The organism is Paenibacillus pectinilyticus (assembly GCF_001700435.1).
Classification (GTDB): domain Bacteria; phylum Bacillota; class Bacilli; order Paenibacillales; family NBRC-103111; genus Paenibacillus_E; species Paenibacillus_E pectinilyticus.
Genome location: NZ_LYPC01000027.1, coordinates 1,170,766 through 1,188,370 on the forward strand (window position 1 = coordinate 1,170,766; position 17,605 = coordinate 1,188,370).

General features: G+C 45.5%; 15 protein-coding genes and 1 pseudogene. 13 read left to right on the forward strand and 3 right to left on the reverse strand.

Annotated features, from left to right (window positions below; genetic code table 11):
- Positions 1–5: 5 nt before the first annotated feature.
- From A8709_RS34765 to A8709_RS34980, 4 genes and pseudogenes are all read left to right on the forward strand, one after another.
- A complete protein-coding gene (locus tag A8709_RS34765; RefSeq protein ID WP_167357150.1) occupies positions 6–809 on the forward strand; it encodes a hypothetical protein in 804 nt (267 codons plus the stop codon).
- A pseudogene (gene sigK / locus A8709_RS26925) lies at positions 805–1,332 on the forward strand (RNA polymerase sporulation sigma factor SigK); the annotation flags it as partial. The gene A8709_RS34765 and the pseudogene sigK, both read left to right, overlap by 5 nt.
- Positions 1,333–1,426: 94 nt before the next feature.
- Positions 1,427–1,567: a hypothetical protein gene (locus A8709_RS34975; protein WP_208607744.1), complete on the forward strand. Its 141-nt coding sequence runs from the start codon at positions 1,427–1,429 to the stop codon at positions 1,565–1,567.
- Complete coding sequence (locus A8709_RS34980) at positions 1,554–1,757, forward strand: hypothetical protein (RefSeq protein WP_065856940.1); 204 nt, start codon at positions 1,554–1,556, stop codon at positions 1,755–1,757. The genes A8709_RS34975 and A8709_RS34980 overlap by 14 nt, the downstream gene beginning before the upstream one ends.
- Positions 1,758–2,048: 291 nt before the next feature.
- Here A8709_RS34980 and A8709_RS26935 read toward each other — a convergent pair whose 3' ends face one another.
- The 3 genes from A8709_RS26935 to A8709_RS26945 all read right to left on the reverse strand — a co-directional run bounded on the left by A8709_RS26935 (position 2,049) and on the right by A8709_RS26945 (position 6,096).
- A complete protein-coding gene (locus A8709_RS26935) occupies positions 2,049–2,528 on the reverse strand; it encodes an ATP-binding protein (RefSeq protein WP_065856942.1) in 480 nt (159 codons plus the stop codon).
- A gap of 2 nt (positions 2,529–2,530) precedes the next feature.
- Positions 2,531–4,072 carry an IS21 family transposase gene (gene istA / locus A8709_RS26940; RefSeq protein ID WP_065856943.1) on the reverse strand — a complete coding sequence of 514 codons (1,542 nt, stop codon included), beginning with the start codon at positions 4,070–4,072 and terminating at the stop codon, positions 2,531–2,533.
- Between the two features lie 245 nt (positions 4,073–4,317).
- On the reverse strand, positions 4,318–6,096 hold the full coding sequence (locus A8709_RS26945) for a cache domain-containing sensor histidine kinase (protein ID WP_208607745.1): 1,779 nt from the start codon (positions 6,094–6,096) through the stop codon (positions 4,318–4,320).
- A 50-nt stretch (positions 6,097–6,146) separates the two neighbouring features.
- Between A8709_RS26945 and A8709_RS26950 the strand changes: the two genes are divergently transcribed.
- The 9 genes from A8709_RS26950 to A8709_RS26990 all read left to right on the forward strand — a co-directional run bounded on the left by A8709_RS26950 (position 6,147) and on the right by A8709_RS26990 (position 17,563).
- The gene (locus A8709_RS26950) at positions 6,147–7,181 is read left to right on the forward strand and encodes a response regulator transcription factor (RefSeq protein WP_065856947.1); all 1,035 of its coding nucleotides are present in this window, start codon (positions 6,147–6,149) and stop codon (positions 7,179–7,181) included.
- Between the two features lie 126 nt (positions 7,182–7,307).
- The gene (locus tag A8709_RS26955) at positions 7,308–8,261 is read left to right on the forward strand and encodes a carbohydrate ABC transporter permease (protein ID WP_084225468.1); all 954 of its coding nucleotides are present in this window, start codon (positions 7,308–7,310) and stop codon (positions 8,259–8,261) included.
- The gene (locus A8709_RS26960; protein WP_065856949.1) at positions 8,258–9,094 is read left to right on the forward strand and encodes a carbohydrate ABC transporter permease; all 837 of its coding nucleotides are present in this window, start codon (positions 8,258–8,260) and stop codon (positions 9,092–9,094) included. The genes A8709_RS26955 and A8709_RS26960 overlap by 4 nt, the downstream gene beginning before the upstream one ends.
- Positions 9,095–9,113: 19 nt before the next feature.
- Positions 9,114–10,664, forward strand: a complete 1,551-nt coding sequence (locus A8709_RS26965) for an ABC transporter substrate-binding protein (protein ID WP_065856950.1) — start codon at positions 9,114–9,116, stop codon at positions 10,662–10,664.
- Between the two features lie 63 nt (positions 10,665–10,727).
- On the forward strand, positions 10,728–12,353 hold the full coding sequence (locus A8709_RS26970) for a sulfatase family protein (protein ID WP_084225470.1): 1,626 nt from the start codon (positions 10,728–10,730) through the stop codon (positions 12,351–12,353).
- A 26-nt stretch (positions 12,354–12,379) separates the two neighbouring features.
- Positions 12,380–15,391, forward strand: a complete 3,012-nt coding sequence (locus A8709_RS26975; RefSeq protein ID WP_065856952.1) for a glycoside hydrolase family 2 TIM barrel-domain containing protein — start codon at positions 12,380–12,382, stop codon at positions 15,389–15,391.
- 23 nt (positions 15,392–15,414) lie between these two features.
- Complete coding sequence (locus A8709_RS26980; RefSeq protein WP_065856955.1) at positions 15,415–15,714, forward strand: hypothetical protein; 300 nt, start codon at positions 15,415–15,417, stop codon at positions 15,712–15,714.
- 57 nt (positions 15,715–15,771) lie between these two features.
- A complete protein-coding gene (gene dgoD / locus A8709_RS26985; protein WP_065856956.1) occupies positions 15,772–16,920 on the forward strand; it encodes a galactonate dehydratase in 1,149 nt (382 codons plus the stop codon).
- 4 nt (positions 16,921–16,924) lie between these two features.
- Positions 16,925–17,563 (forward strand): bifunctional 4-hydroxy-2-oxoglutarate aldolase/2-dehydro-3-deoxy-phosphogluconate aldolase, encoded by a 639-nt coding sequence (locus A8709_RS26990; protein WP_065856958.1) that lies wholly within the window; start codon positions 16,925–16,927, stop codon positions 17,561–17,563.
- The last annotated feature ends 42 nt before the right edge of the window (positions 17,564–17,605 follow it).

Consider the following 17,605-nt stretch of genomic DNA (forward strand, 5'->3'; position numbering starts at 1 on the left):
AAAACTTGAGTTTAGAAGAGATGAAAAAGTTCATTATTGAGGGTTCATATGCGAAACTTAAGCTTGAAGAGGAGAAGCTCAAGTTGTTAAAAAGCTTTATTCGTAATGAGCAGGATTTACTAAACAATAAGCGGATGTTCTGGAGAGAGCATGGTGTTATTGGGGAATTTATTTCGAATAAAGTCTATGAGTACGATCATTTGGAGTTGAATGAGCTTCTTTATGATTTAGGAATCCTGCCGTTCATTTCCCAATTAGATAGTAACTTATTATCCGCCGAGGAGCTTCAAATCCTAAAACCAATTCAAGTTAGTGTAGTGAAGTACATACGATATTCACCAAATAAATATGGTAAGATAAATGGTTTTAAACAAAATGCTTTCTCGGAATATATTATTGAATTACCTTTATCTAAAAAAGTAGGACTATGGAAAAAAACTTTTAAAGAAGCAGAGTTGCTAAGGACGGCTTGGGATAATAGAAGAAACTTGGCAGTTAAATCATGTGGGTGGTTTTCTCCAATAGCTTTTGAGATGGGAACCCTTTCATTATTAGAAACTCCAGCTTGTTACATGGCTAAAGATGCGGTTGAACTATTAAGTAAGGAGACACTTCTAAAGTGTGCTGTTGTGGATCTACAGAGAATAGTCGAGTTTACTGCAAGAGGTATCTTAAAGATATCGGAGCTGAATAAAACCAGGAAGATTACTGATATCCAAAGAAAGTACTTTTTGATAACTTTAGAAAAAGAACAAAGAAAAAGATTGTATTGGCACTCTAGGTTAGAAGGGTTGTCAAAATTAACTTAGTAAAGTTGCTCACAACCTCAAAAAATTCGACAATACAGGAGAAGATTTGGAAGATTTGATCTCGATTGGCACCATCGGATTGATCAAAGCGATCGAATCCTTCTCCCCGAACAAAGGGACGAAGCTGGCGACGTTCGCGGCGCGGTGTATCGAGAACGAGATCTTGATGCATCTACGTTCGCTGAAGAAGACACGGAAAGATGTGTCCCTTCATGACCCCATCGGAACGGACAAAGAGGGGAACGAGATCACGCTGATTGACATCCTCGGCAGCGAAGCAGACGATGTGGTGGATGCGGTGCAGTTGAAGATCGAGAAGAGTAAGATCTACAAGAACTTGGATATTTTGGATGACCGCGAGAAGGAGGTCGTTGTCGGCCGGTTCGGGCTCGAGCTCGGTGGCGAGGAGCGGACGCAGCGGGAGATTGCGAAGGAGTTGGGGATTAGCCGCAGCTATGTGTCGCGGATTGAGAAAAGGGCGTTGATGAAGCTGTATCATGAGTTTTATAAGGCGAAGCGGTAGGAGAGTCGGGTTTAGCTGCCTTTTTCAACACGTTTCGTATAGTCGCATTCTTCATTGTTAGGGATCTTGGGATCGCAAAATGGAGGCGAACAGAATGAGCTTAATTCAAAATGATCATGTCCGTAAGCAGTATGTGATGGGCGGGGAAACGATTCGCGCTTTGGATGATGTATCTTTGGAAATTGAACAAGGGGAATTTGTCGCGATCATGGCTTCCCCGATTGAGTGCATATGAGAATGTGGAATTGCCTTTGATTTATCGGCGGATGACGGGGAAAGAACGTGATCCGCTTGTTTTAAAGCTTTGGAAAAACCGTGTATTTGGTGGATCGCAGGATGCATCTGCCTTCGGAATTGTCCGCGGGCAACAGCAGCGGGTTGCGATTGCGCGCGGGCGGGATGGGCGGTTGTTGGAGAGTGTTTAGATTAAGATAGTGAAGGCCCGGACTCCGTGGGATATAGGTGGGGGTTCTCTTTTTGTGTTCATGGGCATTCTTCTTTCTCCAATCAGTAAGGGAGGACTATTCTACCCTAGTAGTGAGGAGGAATGATGACTTTTAATGGTCAAGAAAAACAAAACTTATATTTTGAATATTTCGATGTAATAGAGCCACCATTCCGGTGATAAGTGAGCCAGTCCTCTGGGGAAAATGAGCCACCCTTCCGGAAGAAGGAGCCACCAGTATACGGCAGCCCCCGTTTAAAAATATGAATGGTTAGTTTATAAGTCCTTTGCGTTTACGCATGGAGTCCATGCCTTCGATCGTGATTGTGTAGGATGAATGCACGATTCGATCAAGAATAGCATCTGCTAATGTACTTTCACCGATCTTTCCATGCCATCCGGCAGGAGCGAACTGAGAGCAGAATATGGTAGAGCCTTTTTGATGGCGGGCCTCCACGATCTCTAGCAGATCCCGGGCTTCGCTCTCTTTTAACGAGACAAGCAGCCATTCGTCTAAGATCAATAAGGGAATCTTCTTGTAGGTTTTCCTTTGCTGGAAATCTGCCTTTCGGATCAACGAGGAAAGCCGGTTGTTCTTACGTCGGGACCACTCCATATCCACGAGTAGTCCAAAGCGTTCTTCAAACGACAGGGCTTGGAAGTTTGGATCTAACAATTGATTCTGGTAGGAATCCGCCATTGCCGCGAGGCGCATTTCATGTAGTTTGCGTAAGGTAGGTTCGTGCGCCATGGTTAACCCCTCCCGTAATAATCTGCACCACGTATGAATCCGTGGTTTTCAGAAGAGGGTGATGGTTCGCTCGTTTCCTGGGGAGTTTCTAGCCGATCCTGACCAGTAGTCAATATCGTTTTGATGCTCTGGAAGTTCGGCCTTGGTGTGTAGGATAACGCTTTTGCGCAAGCTGCTTCGAGACGAACAACACCGTACTTGTCGGCAAGTTTCAGGAGTGCCATACAGCTTCTATAGCCCTGCTGCTCTACCTTGTGGGAAGCGAGGATCGCTTGGACTGCAACGGCGGTATGCGTACCAACACTTTGCGCCCAAGAGATAAAGCGATTCGCGTTCCATTGGATGAACTTCTTATGGTTTTCCGGCATGTGATCTTCTATGGTGCTGTACTGCCCTGGTTTTCCATGGAGCCTCGGGTGGGAGCATACTCGGTTATTGTTGTAGAAAACCTCAATTACGCCCCGAGTCATTCGGATATCTACCTGATGCTTTATATATTCATAGGGGATTGAGTAGTGCATTTTCTCTACGCTTATATGATAATTGAATTGGACAGTGGCGGTCTTCCAAGTCGCCAGCTCATATGGGGTAGCAGGCAAGGAGAGTAGAAACGGTTTTTCTTCCGTAATAAACTCACTGCGCCTGCTCCCTTCTTTTTTCTGAAATGGCTTTGCATTTAGGACGTCAAGCTTCTCCCGAATGGCCTGATTTAATTCGGCAGCACTAAAACACTGTTGTTTACGCAGTGCGGCTAGAATCCATGTGGAGACCACGCCGACGGCTCCCTCAACATTAGGCTTGTCCTTGGGTTTACGGACACGTGCGGGTATTACGGCGGTGTTGTAATGCTCGGCCATCTCGTGATAGATCTTGTTGATCACGGGAGAATGCCCCAATGCCTTGTCCACGCCGGTCTTCAGGTTGTCCGGTATGAGTACACGGGTGGACCCGCCGAAGAATTGATACATATGGATATGGGCGGTAATCCAGCTCTCCTGATCTTGAGAAGCAAATGCTTCCACATAAGCGTACTGACTGTAGGCGAGGACTCCTACAAAGACATACATTGTAACAATCTCGCCAGTCTCGCGGTCAATGATGGACGCGGTTTGCCCGGCCCAATCCACTTCAAGTTGTTCGCCAGGCTTTCGCTGAATACGCATAGTTGCGTTTGACTTCAAGGTGTACTGCTGATAGTGGTGGCAAAACTGCGAATACATAAGCGGGATCTCATGGCTCGACCGGCAGTTCTCGCAATACTCATTCCAAAGCAAGCTAAGCGTTACGCCGCTCTTGGCCATCTCCCTATGAACGTATTCGTAGTCCGGATGCTTACGATTGGGTTGCTTTTCTACTTCTGCAAATAGGCGCTGACGAAGTTCGCCATCCGATAGATCTTTCTCTAACGGCCACGCTATTCCAAGTTCTTCTGCTCGTTGAATGATTTTGGAAACAGTGTTGCGCGAGCAGGCGCAACTGACAGCGATGTTACGCTGACTGATCCCTTGACTATGAAGCCGCAGGATTTCACGATATTGGGTCATTGTATGACCTCCTCACGAATGATTTGCGCTAGTCTTTCGACAACGCATAGAGATCATTCTAACAGGAGGTTGAAGTGGTGGCTCTCACCGCCGGAAGGGTGGCTCAAAAATGCCGGAGAGGTGGATCTCACTCACCGGAACGATGGCTCAATTTGCTCCGGAGTATTCATATTTATATCGAATTCAATAAGGAAGGCCAGCAAACCCTTAAATTTGCTGGCCTTTTGCACTTCAAAACTTAATTGTTACCCAACATTATTTGTGAAGTCAATTCGTATGTTAACTTCAGTTCCGCCTTCTGGTGGGGCGCTAATCGTAAGTTGGAATGCTTGCCCGTAGGCTAGTGAAAGACGACGGTACACGTTGATGATTCCAATATGCCCCCGGAAAAAGTCAGGATTGTCAGTAGCTTGTCCGGATATCGTTTCCCTTAAGATTCGTAGTACTTCCTCAGGCATCGGCATCCCGTTGTTGACAATGAGAACGTGAAGTTGGGAATCCTGCAATTTACATTGGATTTTCAAACGGAACTGTTCGTCCTCGGGGTGCCAAGCATATTTCAACGCATTCTCGACAAAAGGTTGGATACTCAATTTTAAAATAGGGACATTCTCAACAGCTTTGTCCACTACGATGGTGGTAGGGACTTTTTTGCCCATTCGGTATGAATGAATATCCAAAAACTCCCCAATATATTTGATCTCTTCATGCAGAGCGGCCCATCCTCCGTCCTGACGGATATTATACCGCATCATGCGGCCGATCGATTTAATCATCGCCGCAACGGCATCGCCTTGATTTTTAGCAGCGAAAGAGGACATCGTCTCCAGTACGTTAAAGAAGAAATGCGGATTCACCTGAGCCTGAAGTTGAAGAACTTCCTTTTCTTTTTCCCGCATCCGGCTCTCGGTAATTTCTTCTTCCTTCAGCTTTAAATCATCAATCATATGATTGTAAGTTTCCAATACGTAGCTGATTTCATCTCTGCCTGTCGACAACGTTACCTTCTGATAGGAACCAGGACGAGTGCGAATCATGGCTCTGCGCAAAAGAGTCAGTGGCCGCAGTAATCTGCTCATGAAAGGATAGGCCATTGTCCAAGCAATTAGCAGGCTTATGAACGAAATTAGCCAAATTAGTATCCTACTGTATTGTAACCCATGGGATATTTCTTCCATTGGTGCGAGACAAACGAGTTTCCAGCCCATTGTTGGTAATGAGGTCAGTGTGAATTCAAAGGACGATTGGCCAATCTTTACGACTTGAGCTGAGGTCCGCTCTTCGAGTCCTGCAGTAGAAACGTTGGCTTGAATAAACTCTTCAAACTGCCGTTGGGGCAATGGGTACTTGTCATTAGGAAAAACAGTCTTTGATTTCGGGTCATACAAGAAAAAAATGCCTTTGTCGCCGGTCGAATATTGATGTAGAATTTGCATAAATCGGCTCGTTTGGATTTCTGCTACTAGCCATGCCTGATTTTGCCGGGATTTCATATTTGCAACCGGAAAAACATATGAAAAAACATCATCTCTTCCTGATAAGTTATATTGAGTTAAATGAGGAGGAATCATAAGCTTTTCGTTCTGTAGAAAAACCTGCTTATACACACTGTCAGATTTAAAGTCGATGCCCCAATAACCTGAGCGGCTCAACGATTCTTCATCCATTTTGCCTAGCTGATCTAAATAGAGAACGCTTGCAACATCGGGATTAGTCCGTAAAAAATACTCGGTGAGCGGTCGAATCGCCAGTAAATAATAGGCTTGGTCGGTTGTGTTTTCTAGAGGCACATCGATATACTGTTGAAGACTATAGTCTACGCTAATTTTTTCAAGGGACTGGTTAATCTGATCAGTAAAGCGCTCGATATCACTTGCGACAAATTGACTGAGGTAGTCGGTAATAAGGCCCGAATAGCCCGTACTAGCTCGGAACATGATGGAGAGCAGTCCAGTGCTCGTCAGTAAAACGGGCAGGATTGAGAAAGCAATTAGAACAAGAAAAATTTTAGTTTTTAGTTTCATCTGTCTCATATTTGAAAAGTCCCCCATCTGCGGCTAAGAGGTGTATCACAATGAAAATTTGTGTTGTCGATGACGAACAGGAAGTTAGAGAAAGTATCATTCGAAAATGCAAGGGGCTAGACATGGATCTGGAAGTTCTGGATGCTGGATTCGGCAAACAGGCCTTGGAATTTGTGCTGCAACAGCGTCCAGATTTGGTGCTTCTGGATATACATATGCCTACCATGAGCGGCCTAGAGCTCGTGCAATGTTTGAAACGAGATCTGCCCATGACGCAATCTGTCTTTGTATCCGGTTACAATGATTTTGAGTATGCACGCCAAGCGATTCGTCTGGAAATATCCGACTATTTACTAAAACCTGTGGACGAGGACGAATTGTTCGCTGTGATTCAAAAAGCCGAACAAAGACTTTATGGACAAATGACGAACGACTGGAATGAAATCATTTCGGAGTTGAAGCGTTCTTTCGTGGATCTAAGAAATATTCATTTCCACTCTCCTGCTCTTTGGTGTAACTCGAGTGTATCGAAAACGGTCGTTCTGCGCAACATGAAAGATACAGGTAAAGCAGCGAAGGAGATTCTTTCTTTCGACGATGATGTAGTCGGCGGAGTGTCGATCGTCGACTGTTCAGAAGAAGATCCATCTCCTAGTTTTAATTCCAGAGAACAATTCTGTGAATTTTATTTAAGCGTACGAAACCACTGGTTTGAAGAGGGTTCCTACAAACTGTCCGGAAGAGGAATTGCGGCAACGATAGCCGATGCGCATAGATTGTTGGAAACCGAATCGCTTACCCATCTTAGCTTAGGTTGGGTTGCTGAGCGCTTAGAGATTCATCCCATTACGTTAAGCAAATATTATAAGATACATCAGGGCATTTCCTTCGTCGACGCGCTTATTGTTCGTAAACTCAAGACGGCCTGCCAGAGGCTCTTGGAAACAGAGTTGAAGGTACAGGAGATATGCAAAGAGTCCGGTTATGGCGATGAGCAATTTTTTACAAAGCAGTTTAAGAAGAAATACGGCGTGACACCTAACGAATTTCGTAAGCGTCACCGCAGTAAAAACGATGGAAACTAAATTAATCATGGTCGTCACTAAATAACTCCACTTTAAAAAGATAGCGGTTACAAATTACAATATAAGTGAGCGGTGGCCACCGTAAACACGTTAACTTCTAGAAGGATTGGCAAGGAGAGTGTCCCATTGAACAAACGATCACGGCAGGAAAGTAGCAGAATAAGATGGGCTTATGTGTTTATTTTCCCGCAGACTCTGTTTATTGCTTTGTTTACTCTTTACCCGATCGTCATGAGCTATGTGTATTCATTTTACGATTGGAGTGGAATTGGCCCTTTAAAAAAATATGTAGGGTTCAGCAATTTTCACAGTTTGCTTCTCGAAAAACAGTTTTGGCAGGCTTTTCGAAATTCGTTTGAGTATATGGCAGGGGTCATCATTATTTTGATGCCGCTTACATTGCTGATGGCTATTTTGTTAAATCAGACATTTTTGCGGGGGAGAGTATTTTACCGTACTTTGTATTTTTTGCCGGTGGTAGCTACTACAGCTGTTATCGGTATCGTCATGCAAAATATTTTTGGAAATGAGAACGCACTTGTTAATGATGTTCTGCTAGCGCTTCATCTTGTGAAGGAGCCGATTCCTTGGCTGCTCCAGCCTGGTACGGCAATGCTAGTACTCATTCTGGTAGGGGCGTGGAAGTTTTTCGGCATGATGATGGTGTACTGGCTCGCTGGTTTGCAGACGATTCAGCCGGAACTGTACGATGCGGCTAAAGTGGATGGTGCTGGATTTATGACGACACTTCGGTATATCGTGTTGCCACTATTAGTTCCGATCGGTACAGTCATTTTGCTGCTCTCCGTAGTCAACAGCCTGCACGTGTTCGATCTAGTAAAAACACTTACCGGTGGAGGGCCGTACTTTAAAACGGAGATGGTTGATTTGTATATTTACAACTATGCGTTTGCTTCCGGAGGAATACCACGGATCGGCTATGCCTCGGCGGCCGGCGTACTGTTCGGCATTGCTGTATTTCTAATATCGTTGATATTGGGATTACTAGTCCGCCTAGCACGTTCGAATTTCACAAAATCCTCCGCAACGAGACAAATAGATGGAGGGTTGAGGGGATGAAGTCAGTTGGTAATCGGTACACCTCGTTGCTATTCCATGTGCTGCTTCTCGGTTTTGGAGCTGTATGGGTATATCCCTTCATCTGGATGGTATTCTCTTCACTTAAAACCAACCTTGAATTCGGAAACGCAGGATTGAAGCTTCTGCCCGATAAAGTACAGTGGGAAAACTATTCGCGGGCTTGGAACCAAGTTCACTTCTCGCAATATTTCTTAAACTCGGTCATTGTTACCGTGTCTACAGTTGTTATTGTGGTTGTGCTGTGCTCTTTAATGGGCTATGCGATCGGGAGAGTAGCATTTCCAGGAAGAAAACTGTTGCTGGGGGTCATTACGGCGACGATGTTTATTCCGAAAGGATATACGATTCTGCCCATCTTTTATATTATTAAAGGTTTGGGCCTTCTTAATTCAAGATACGGCGTCATCTTAGCTGAGGCGTCGGGTGCTCACGTCGTATTCATTTTATTGTTTGCTTCTTATTTCAGTAGTTTGCCGAAAGATATGGAAGAATCTGTGCAAATTGATGGGGGGGGCTTTATCCGAACCTTCGTGCAGGTGATGCTTCCGCTATCCAAGCCAATTATTGCTACAACAGCCATCATGCAATTTATATGGACGTGGAATTCTTACTTTGTTCCGCTTGTATTCACCCTAAGTAAACCGGAATTGCGCACGTTGGCCGTCGGTATGACCTCGTTTGTTGCCGAGAATTCGGTGGACTGGACAGGCATGACTGCAGCGGCGACGATTTCCATCATTCCAATTATGCTTGTGTTTATTATGTTCCAGCGTTTTTTTATCGAAGGGATTTCGGGATCGATCAAGGGATAATTTGAGGAGGCGGTATTGGATGAAAATGCAGATTAATGGTACTAACGTTAAAAAGACAGCTGCACTGACAGCGATGATTATGATGGTTGGATGGCTTACAGGGTGTTCCGGAACGAGTGGAAGCAGTGAAATAGCGTCGACAGGAAGCCCGAAACCAAGCGGCGGAGCGGTTACAGCTGCACCAACGAGCTCTGCTCCGGTTACGATTACGATGTGGAACCGTTGGCCAGAATTAAAAGATTCGTTCACAGAGACAGCAACAGCGTTTCATTCGAAAAATCCGAGTATTACCGTTAATCTCGTAGATGTTCCTCCGGCAGAAATGACTGCTCAAATGCAGACAGCCATTGCAGGAGCGCAATTGCCCGACATTTTCCCTAATGGAAATTATAGCACGTTCCCTCAATTAGTTAGTATGGGGCTGATACGTCAATTAGATGATGTCATCAACGCTGATGTGAAAAAAAGATTTGATCCCGGCACTTGGGCTGAAGGCACTAGCACCATGAATAACCATATTTATACGTATCCGCTGTACACCCCTCGCCGTCCTGGGTATGTCATGTACTATAATAAAAGCGTTTTGCAGCAAGCAGGACTAACCGTTAAAGACGTTCCTAAAACATGGGACGAATTGGTAACCGTTAGTCAGAAGGTTAAGCAGGCGACACAAGGTCAAGCTTACGGACTTGTCGTCGGGTTTAAATCCGCCTATGTGACTACGGGAGTAACCGGTCAAATCGCAACAGCCATTTCTCCGGATGTTGCGCCTTCCAATCAATTTAATTATAAGACAGGAAAATATGAGCAGAATTCGAATGGTATCGTGGAAACCGTTCAATTCTTCCAAAAGCTCAATAACGATAAGCTGCTGCATCCGAACAGCCTGTTAAGTGACGAATTCCAAGCTGCAAGCTTATTTGCCAGCGGCAAGGCTGCATTCTTCCTCAACGGAAGTTGGCAAGTTAACAACTTTGTAAACACTCAGAAGTTTACGGATTTCGACTCGGCTCCTATTCCGACCAAAGACGGAAAGCAGCAGTACAGGGATTACAACGGCAATTTGCCAGCGACTCTCTATGTTAGCAACAGTACGAAGCATCCAGCGGAAGTAAAGGCATTCTTGGAATTTATGACAGACAATTTCTATCCGAAGCTGATTCAGAAAGGTATTGAGTATTCACCAATTCCAGATATTAACCAAAAGTACAAGGCTGAAAACAATCCTCTGTTCGACAATGTGGAGAAGCTTCAAAACGATATGTTCGTTCTTGTTCCTCAGCCGTTCTCACGTAATGCGTCCGCAATTGACGTACAGACAGAGCTAAACGGACAATTACCAAAAACTGTGCTTTCGGATGTTGTAACTGGCTATCTAGCTGGACAAATTAAAGATCTGCAGTCTGGCCTTGATACTTTGGCTGGACAATATAACAAGGCATTAGGCGATGTTATTACCAAGGTAAATTCGTCCGGCAAGAAGATTGTTCCGAGCGATTACTCTTTTGAAAACTGGACGCCGCTTAAACCCTATGATAGTACGCTATATGCAGGGTTGAAAAAGAACTAAGCGGGAAAAAGGGAAACCGCAAGAGGGTTTCCCTTTTTTCTTCCACAATGAAGGAGGGACAAAATGGGACTGCCATTAAATCAACGAAGCCAACCGAATATACTCTGGATTTCTCTTGAGGATACAAGTCCGAGATTCGGATGTTATGGAGACAAAGTGGCCCGCACACCAAACCTTGACCGTTTGGCGGCAGAAGGGATGCGGTACTCCAATGCCTTCTCAACGGCAGGGGTATGTTCGCCGAGCCGGGCGGCCGTTATTACCGGCATGTACGCGACATCTATCGGTGCGCATCATCACCGTACATCCGCTCCCGAACACACGATACATACGCCTACGCCCTATGAGGTCGTTCCTCCTCCGTATGTAAAGCCTTTTACCGAGTATTTAAGGGCGAATGGATATTACTGCACAAATAATTACAAGACCGATTACCAATTCGAAGCGCCGTTCACCTCATGGGATGATAACGGACATACGGCGCATTGGAGAAATCGGGGCAAAGACCAACCCTTCTTCGCCGTATTCAACTTAATGGCAACACACGAAAGCGGCATGTGGCGCCCATTTCAAACATTGATAACAAACCCTGATGACGTGACACTGCCACCCTATTTGCCTGATACAGCGAAGAGCCGTCAGGTGCTTGCGCTGCATTACGACAACTTGGAGTTGAATGATAGAGGGGTAGGTAGACTGCTGCGGGAGTTGGAAGAAGACGGACTGAAGGACAATACCGTTGTAATTATATGGAGCGATCACGGAGAAGGGCTTCCACGCCACAAACGATGGTTGTATGATTCTGGTACTCGAGTGCCGCTCATTGTTCGCTGGCCTGGTCGCATTGAGCCTGGAACGACGAATGAGCAATTAGTGAGCATGATTGATCTGGGACCGACTGTATTGCAACTTGCAGGTGTGCCGGTTCCTAAGCATATGCAGGGGCAAGCATTTCTGTCAGTAAATTCGGTTCATGCGGCTCCGAGAAAGTACGTGTTTGCGGCAAGAGACCGGCACGACGAAGGATATGATATGGTTCGCTCAATCCGCGATTCACGCTATAAGTACATTCGTAATTATTACATGGAGAAGCCTTATTTCGATTGGGTCCCGTACGGACACCATCATGGAATGATGCAAGAGGTATGGCGTCTTTATGCTCTAGGTGAGCTTAACTCGCTTCAGAAGACTCTAATTGAAGGCTGCAGGCCGCCTGAGGAACTATATGACTGTGAGAATGATCCGCATGAAATTACTAATTTGGCTCAAGATCCGAATTATAGTACTATACTAGCCCGTTTAAGCGATGACTTGGATTCATGGCGATCAGGCGTAGGGGATATGGGGGATATTCCGGAATCAATTATCGCGAATAGGATGTGGCCAGGCGGCATTCAACCAATTACGGCAGAAGTGCAGTTCGTTCCAATCGCTGAAGGATTGCCAGGTACGGAGGATGTACCAGTGGGCGGTGATTATGAACTTAAAGCTCCTGCTGTGCTCATGTTATACTGCGGAACGCAAGGCGCCTCGATTGCTTATACATTCGACAGTGACGAACATCCGCATTGGTGTCTGTATACTTCACCGATCGTTCTGCCCAAAAGTCATACTCTGGTGAGAGCGAAAGCGGTAAGAATAGGCTATCACTGCAGTAAAGAGGCCCAAGTGAAGTTCACATGTACGTAAATCCATAACAGGTAGGGGAGCTTAAGATGATTAACGTCGCTAAATATTGGGAAAATTTAAATATACTTCAGGTAAACAGAGAGACTCCGAGAACTTATTATATTCCTTATGCACATGCTGGAGCGGCATCAAGTAGAAAACGGGGACATTCGCCATTCTACCAAACGTTAAACGGAAGCTGGAAATTCCAATATCATACCAACGTTAAGCAGGTTGAAGACGGATTTTATTCGGAAGCAGCGGACGTCGATCATTGGGATAACTTAATTGTACCTTCCTGTTGGCAGGTAAACGGGTATGATCAATGTCACTATACGAATGTTAACTATCCGTTCCCATGCGATCCTCCCTTTGTGCCGAATGAAAATCCGGCAGGGCTGTATGTCAGAGAGTTTAACGTTTCTGAAGAATGGACCAATAAGGATAAGTACATCGTTTTTGAAGGCGTTAACTCCTGCTTCTATTTGTGGATCAACGGTGGATTCGTAGGTTATAGCCAGGGCAGCCGAGTTCCGGCGGAATTCAATATTTCCTCTTTCGTGCGCAACGGCAAGAATCGTATAGCCGTCATGGTTCTAAAGTGGTGTGATGGTACTTATATCGAGGATCAGGATCTATGGAGATTCTCTGGCATATTCCGAGACGTTTATATGCTGGCGCGCAACCCAGTCCATATTCAGGACGTGTTTAACCGTCAGGAACTTGCAGGAGATTACGGAAAAGCTGTTGTCCGCTGCGAGGTGAAGATGACGGGGGCATCTCTGGTTAGAGCGGAATTAAGGGACCGGCAAAATCAGATCGTATGCGAGAGTAATGCTGAGATTGACGGAAACGGAACTTTAACTCTAGAGATAAATAAACCGCAACTTTGGAATGCAGAACATCCGTATTTATATCGTCTATATCTCCTCAACGACGATGAGGTATTGCTGTTTCAGGTAGGCTTCCGAAAAGTGGAGATTCAAGAAGGCGTATTTCTCATAAACGGGCAGCCTGTTAAATTAAAAGGCGTCAACCGACATGACTCCCATCCGCTGCTTGGGCAGACGATCCCATTAAACCATATGATTACTGATCTTAATTTGATGAAGCAGCATAACGTCAATACGATTCGGACCTCTCATTATCCTAACGATCCTCGGTTTCTCGATTTATGCGATGAGTACGGGTTCTATGTAATTGATGAGGCCGATCTGGAATGCCATGGTGTATACCATGCAGGTGATTACCATATGCTCACAAAAAATCCAGCTTGGGAAGCTGCATTCGTTGAACGGGCAATTCGAATGGTGGAGCGGGACAAAAATCATGCTTCGATCGTGATGTGGTCGATGGGCAATGAATCCGGCTATGATGTTAACCATATGGCAATGGCCAGATGGACGAAAGCCAGAGATGCATCTCGGCCAGTTCATTACGAAGGTGTCGATCCTAGATATCATGGCAGCTCGGATACGGAACTTATCGACGTGGAAGGGAGGATGTATTCCTCTCCTTCATACATCGAAGAGTACGCTAATGACCCGAGCACCAGCAAGCCGATGTTTCTTTGCGAATACAGCCATGCCATGGGGAACGGGCCTGGTGATCTGAAGGATTATTGGGACGTGATTTATAAATATCCTAAGCTTATGGGAGGCTGCGTTTGGGAGTGGTCTGACCACGGCATCAGAACTAAAACTGCGGATGGTACGGAATATTTCGCGTATGGAGGCGATTTTGGCGACAAGCCGAACGATGGGAATTTCTGTATTGATGGTCTGGTTAGTCCGGATCGGGTGCCGCATAAGGGATTGCTGGAACTGAAGAAGGCGATAGCTCCAATCAAAATCGAGGCTGAGGATTTGGCTAGTGGAACCTTCCGCATTACCAATCTGTACGATTTCATCGATCTTTCCGGAGTCGTTATTAGTTGGAAGCTGGAAAAGGACGGATGCACCGTTGAACAAGGGGATTATTTGCGCTTGACTACGGCTCCACATCAAGCAGAAAGCATCCATTTGCCTTACTCATGGCCGGAGACGAGCGGGCGTTACTATGTCACGATAACATGCCAGACGTATCGGGATTTTCGCTGGGCGGAGGCTGGTCACGAAATCACATTCGAACAGTTTGAATTGCCGGCTGCAGTGAACGAGGGCTCTTCGTTAAGGTCAATGCTCCCTGTCCGCGTAGAGCAGCAAGGGGAATGTCTTGTTATTAATGGGTTTAACTTCCGTCACGTTTTCGATATGTATGAGGGAAGTTTCGTTCAAATATCGAAACAAGGAGTCAACTTTATCACAACCTCACCGATTTTTACGATATGGCGAGCTCCAATCGATAATGACAGGAATGTCAAAATTAGGTGGATGCAAGAGGGTTACGATCGATGCAAAATGCATATTTACGGTTCAAAGGTCGTCAAGCAGACAGAAAGCTCGGTAGCAATTGAAGTTCAATATTCACTCGGCGGTTATATCAAGCGGCCAATTATCCGCGGTACGGCACTTTGGCAGGTAGATGGGGACGGAAAGATTATGTTGCAAACCCGGGCTTCTGTCAGAGAAAAGCTTCCCTTTTTACCACGTTTCGGCCTGCAACTGATCATGCCGAAAGGGACAGAGGAAGTCGAGTATTTCGGCTATGGTCCGCATGAAAGCTATGTGGATAAGCGTCTCAGCGTGAAGAAAGGGAAGTATTTATTGAAAGTGGACGACATGCCTGAAAATTATATTATGCCACAGGAAACCGGATCAAGATACGGCACAGAATGGGCAATTGTTTCTAATGAACTCGGGATGGGATTGAAGTTTACAGCATCAAACCCGTTTTCCTTCAATGCGCTCCATTATCTACCGGAGGACTTAACCGCGGCGACCCATAACTATGAACTGCCTAGACTTAAACGTCCGGAGACGGTCGTCCACCTGGATTACAAAATGAGTGGTGTCGGATCGAATTCCTGCGGTCCGGAACTGCTACCACAATATAGGTTGAGTGAAACCGAGTTGGAGTTTGAGATTGAAATTACCCCAATATTTAAAGAAGATGAGTAGAACGCGAAATGCAGGAGGAACCCATGGAGAACTTAACTAGCTATATATCAGTTGAAGGTGTGAAGAACAGTTATTCTGCCGGAGATATAGTTGAACTGATCGCAACCGATAAGCGTACAAACAGCACAGTACATTCCGTTATACTTTCAGTGCCGGTCCTTGCCGTATACGAGAAGTTTAGAAAAACAAGCGACGGTGAATTTAAATTGACGCTTCCTGTCCCCTATGAAGCGCCACCCGGTGATTATGATGTCGATCTTATAGCCATCGATCCTAATGGCAATCGAGAAAACATTATTCACAGAACAGTATCGATTTTCTAAGTCAATACCGTAAAAAAATTGGGTAAATTAATTGAAATTGGAAGGTGCAATTTTGATATGAAGATTCGTAGTCTTGAAAGTTTTAAAGTGCCACCAAGATGGCTGTTCCTCAAAGTAGAGACGGATGAAGGGATAGTCGGCTGGGGAGAACCGATTGTCGAAGGCAAGGCAGATACTGTTCAAGCTGCTGTCGAAGAGTTGAAAGAATATGTAATCGGCCAAGACCCGATGCGCATCGAAGACTTGTGGCAGGTTATGTATAGAGGTGGATTTTACCGTGGTGGTCCTATTCTGACAAGTGCAATCTCTGGCATTGAACAGGCGCTTTGGGACATTAAAGGAAAATATTATAATGCTCCGATTTATGATTTGCTTGGAGGAGCTTGCCGAGACCGGACCCGTGTGTACGCATGGGTTGGCGGTGACAGGCCCGACGATGTAGGCGCTGCTGCAAAAGAGAAGCAAGGTCAAGGGTTTACAGCAGTGAAGATGAATGGAACCGAGGAGATGCACTATATTGATTCATTCGCCAAGGTTGAAGAAACATCTGCACGCGTTGCCGCTGTTCGCCAAGCATGCGGCAAAGATTTTGGCATCGGCGTCGACTTTCACGGACGTGTACACAAATCGATGGCCAAAGTTCTGGCCAAAGAATTGGAACAATACCGTTTAATGTTCATTGAAGAGCCCGTTTTGCCAGAAAATAATGAAGCTCTTAAAGAAATAGCTAAATATATTTCTACGCCAATTGCTACGGGGGAGAGAATGTACACGCGCTGGGGGTTTAAAGAGATTTTAGCCCAAGGGATCGTTGACATTATCCAACCGGATGTCTCACATGCTGGGGGTATTCTTGAGACACGTAAAATCGCTGCGATGGCAGAAGCTTATGATGTAGCGTTGGCACCGCATTGCCCACTGGGGCCGATTGCTCTTGCATCCTGCTTGCATGTAGACATATGCTCGCCGAACGCTTTTATCCAAGAGCAAAGCTTGGGTATCCACTATAATCAAGGAAATGATATTCTAGACTATTTAACCGATCCGAATGTATTTGATTACAAAAATGGTTTTGTGGAAAACTTGAATGGTCCCGGACTGGGCATCGAAATTAATGAAGAGAAGGTCAGAAAACTCGCCAAAGTTGGTCATAATTGGAAAAATCCTGTGTGGCGCCAAGAGGATGGTACCGTTGCGGAATGGTAGACACATGACATCTAACCAACAGTTTTTGCATCACATTCAGCAAGAAAAGCTGATTGCGATCATCCGAGGGATTCCGCAGCAGTTGATGGCTCCACTTTTCGAAGCGCTGTACGAAGGGGGCATTCGTATTGTCGAAGTGACGATGAATTCCCCGGACGCTTTGCAGAGCATACGTGCGATGAATGATCAATTTGGAACGAAAATGATGATTGGAGCAGGTACAGTGCTGGATGGAGCAATGGCGTGGGCAGCGGTTGAGGCGGGAAGTCGCTTCCTGCTCGCTCCTAACCTCGACGAAGAGATGATTCGCACAGCCATTCAGCTTGGCATACCGTCTATTCCTGGCGTATTAACACCATCAGAAATCATGATCGCCGTACGACTTGGTGCACCATTCGTGAAACTTTTTCCTATATCGTCATTTGGACCTAAATATATACAGGAAATTCGCGCTCCACTGGATCAGATCAATATGATTGCTGTCGGTGGTATTCATGAATCCAATGCCAGAGCCTATTTGGAGGCAGGTGCGATAGGACTTGGCGTTGGAGGTAGTTTGATCGACAAGAGTTTTGTTGCAGCAGGGGATTTCAAAGCAATTACTGAAAAAGCGAAACGCCTTGTGTCTGCGGTTCAAGATTAATCTTTCTAGAACCTGTCAACAAACTTACTCCCGTACCAAAAA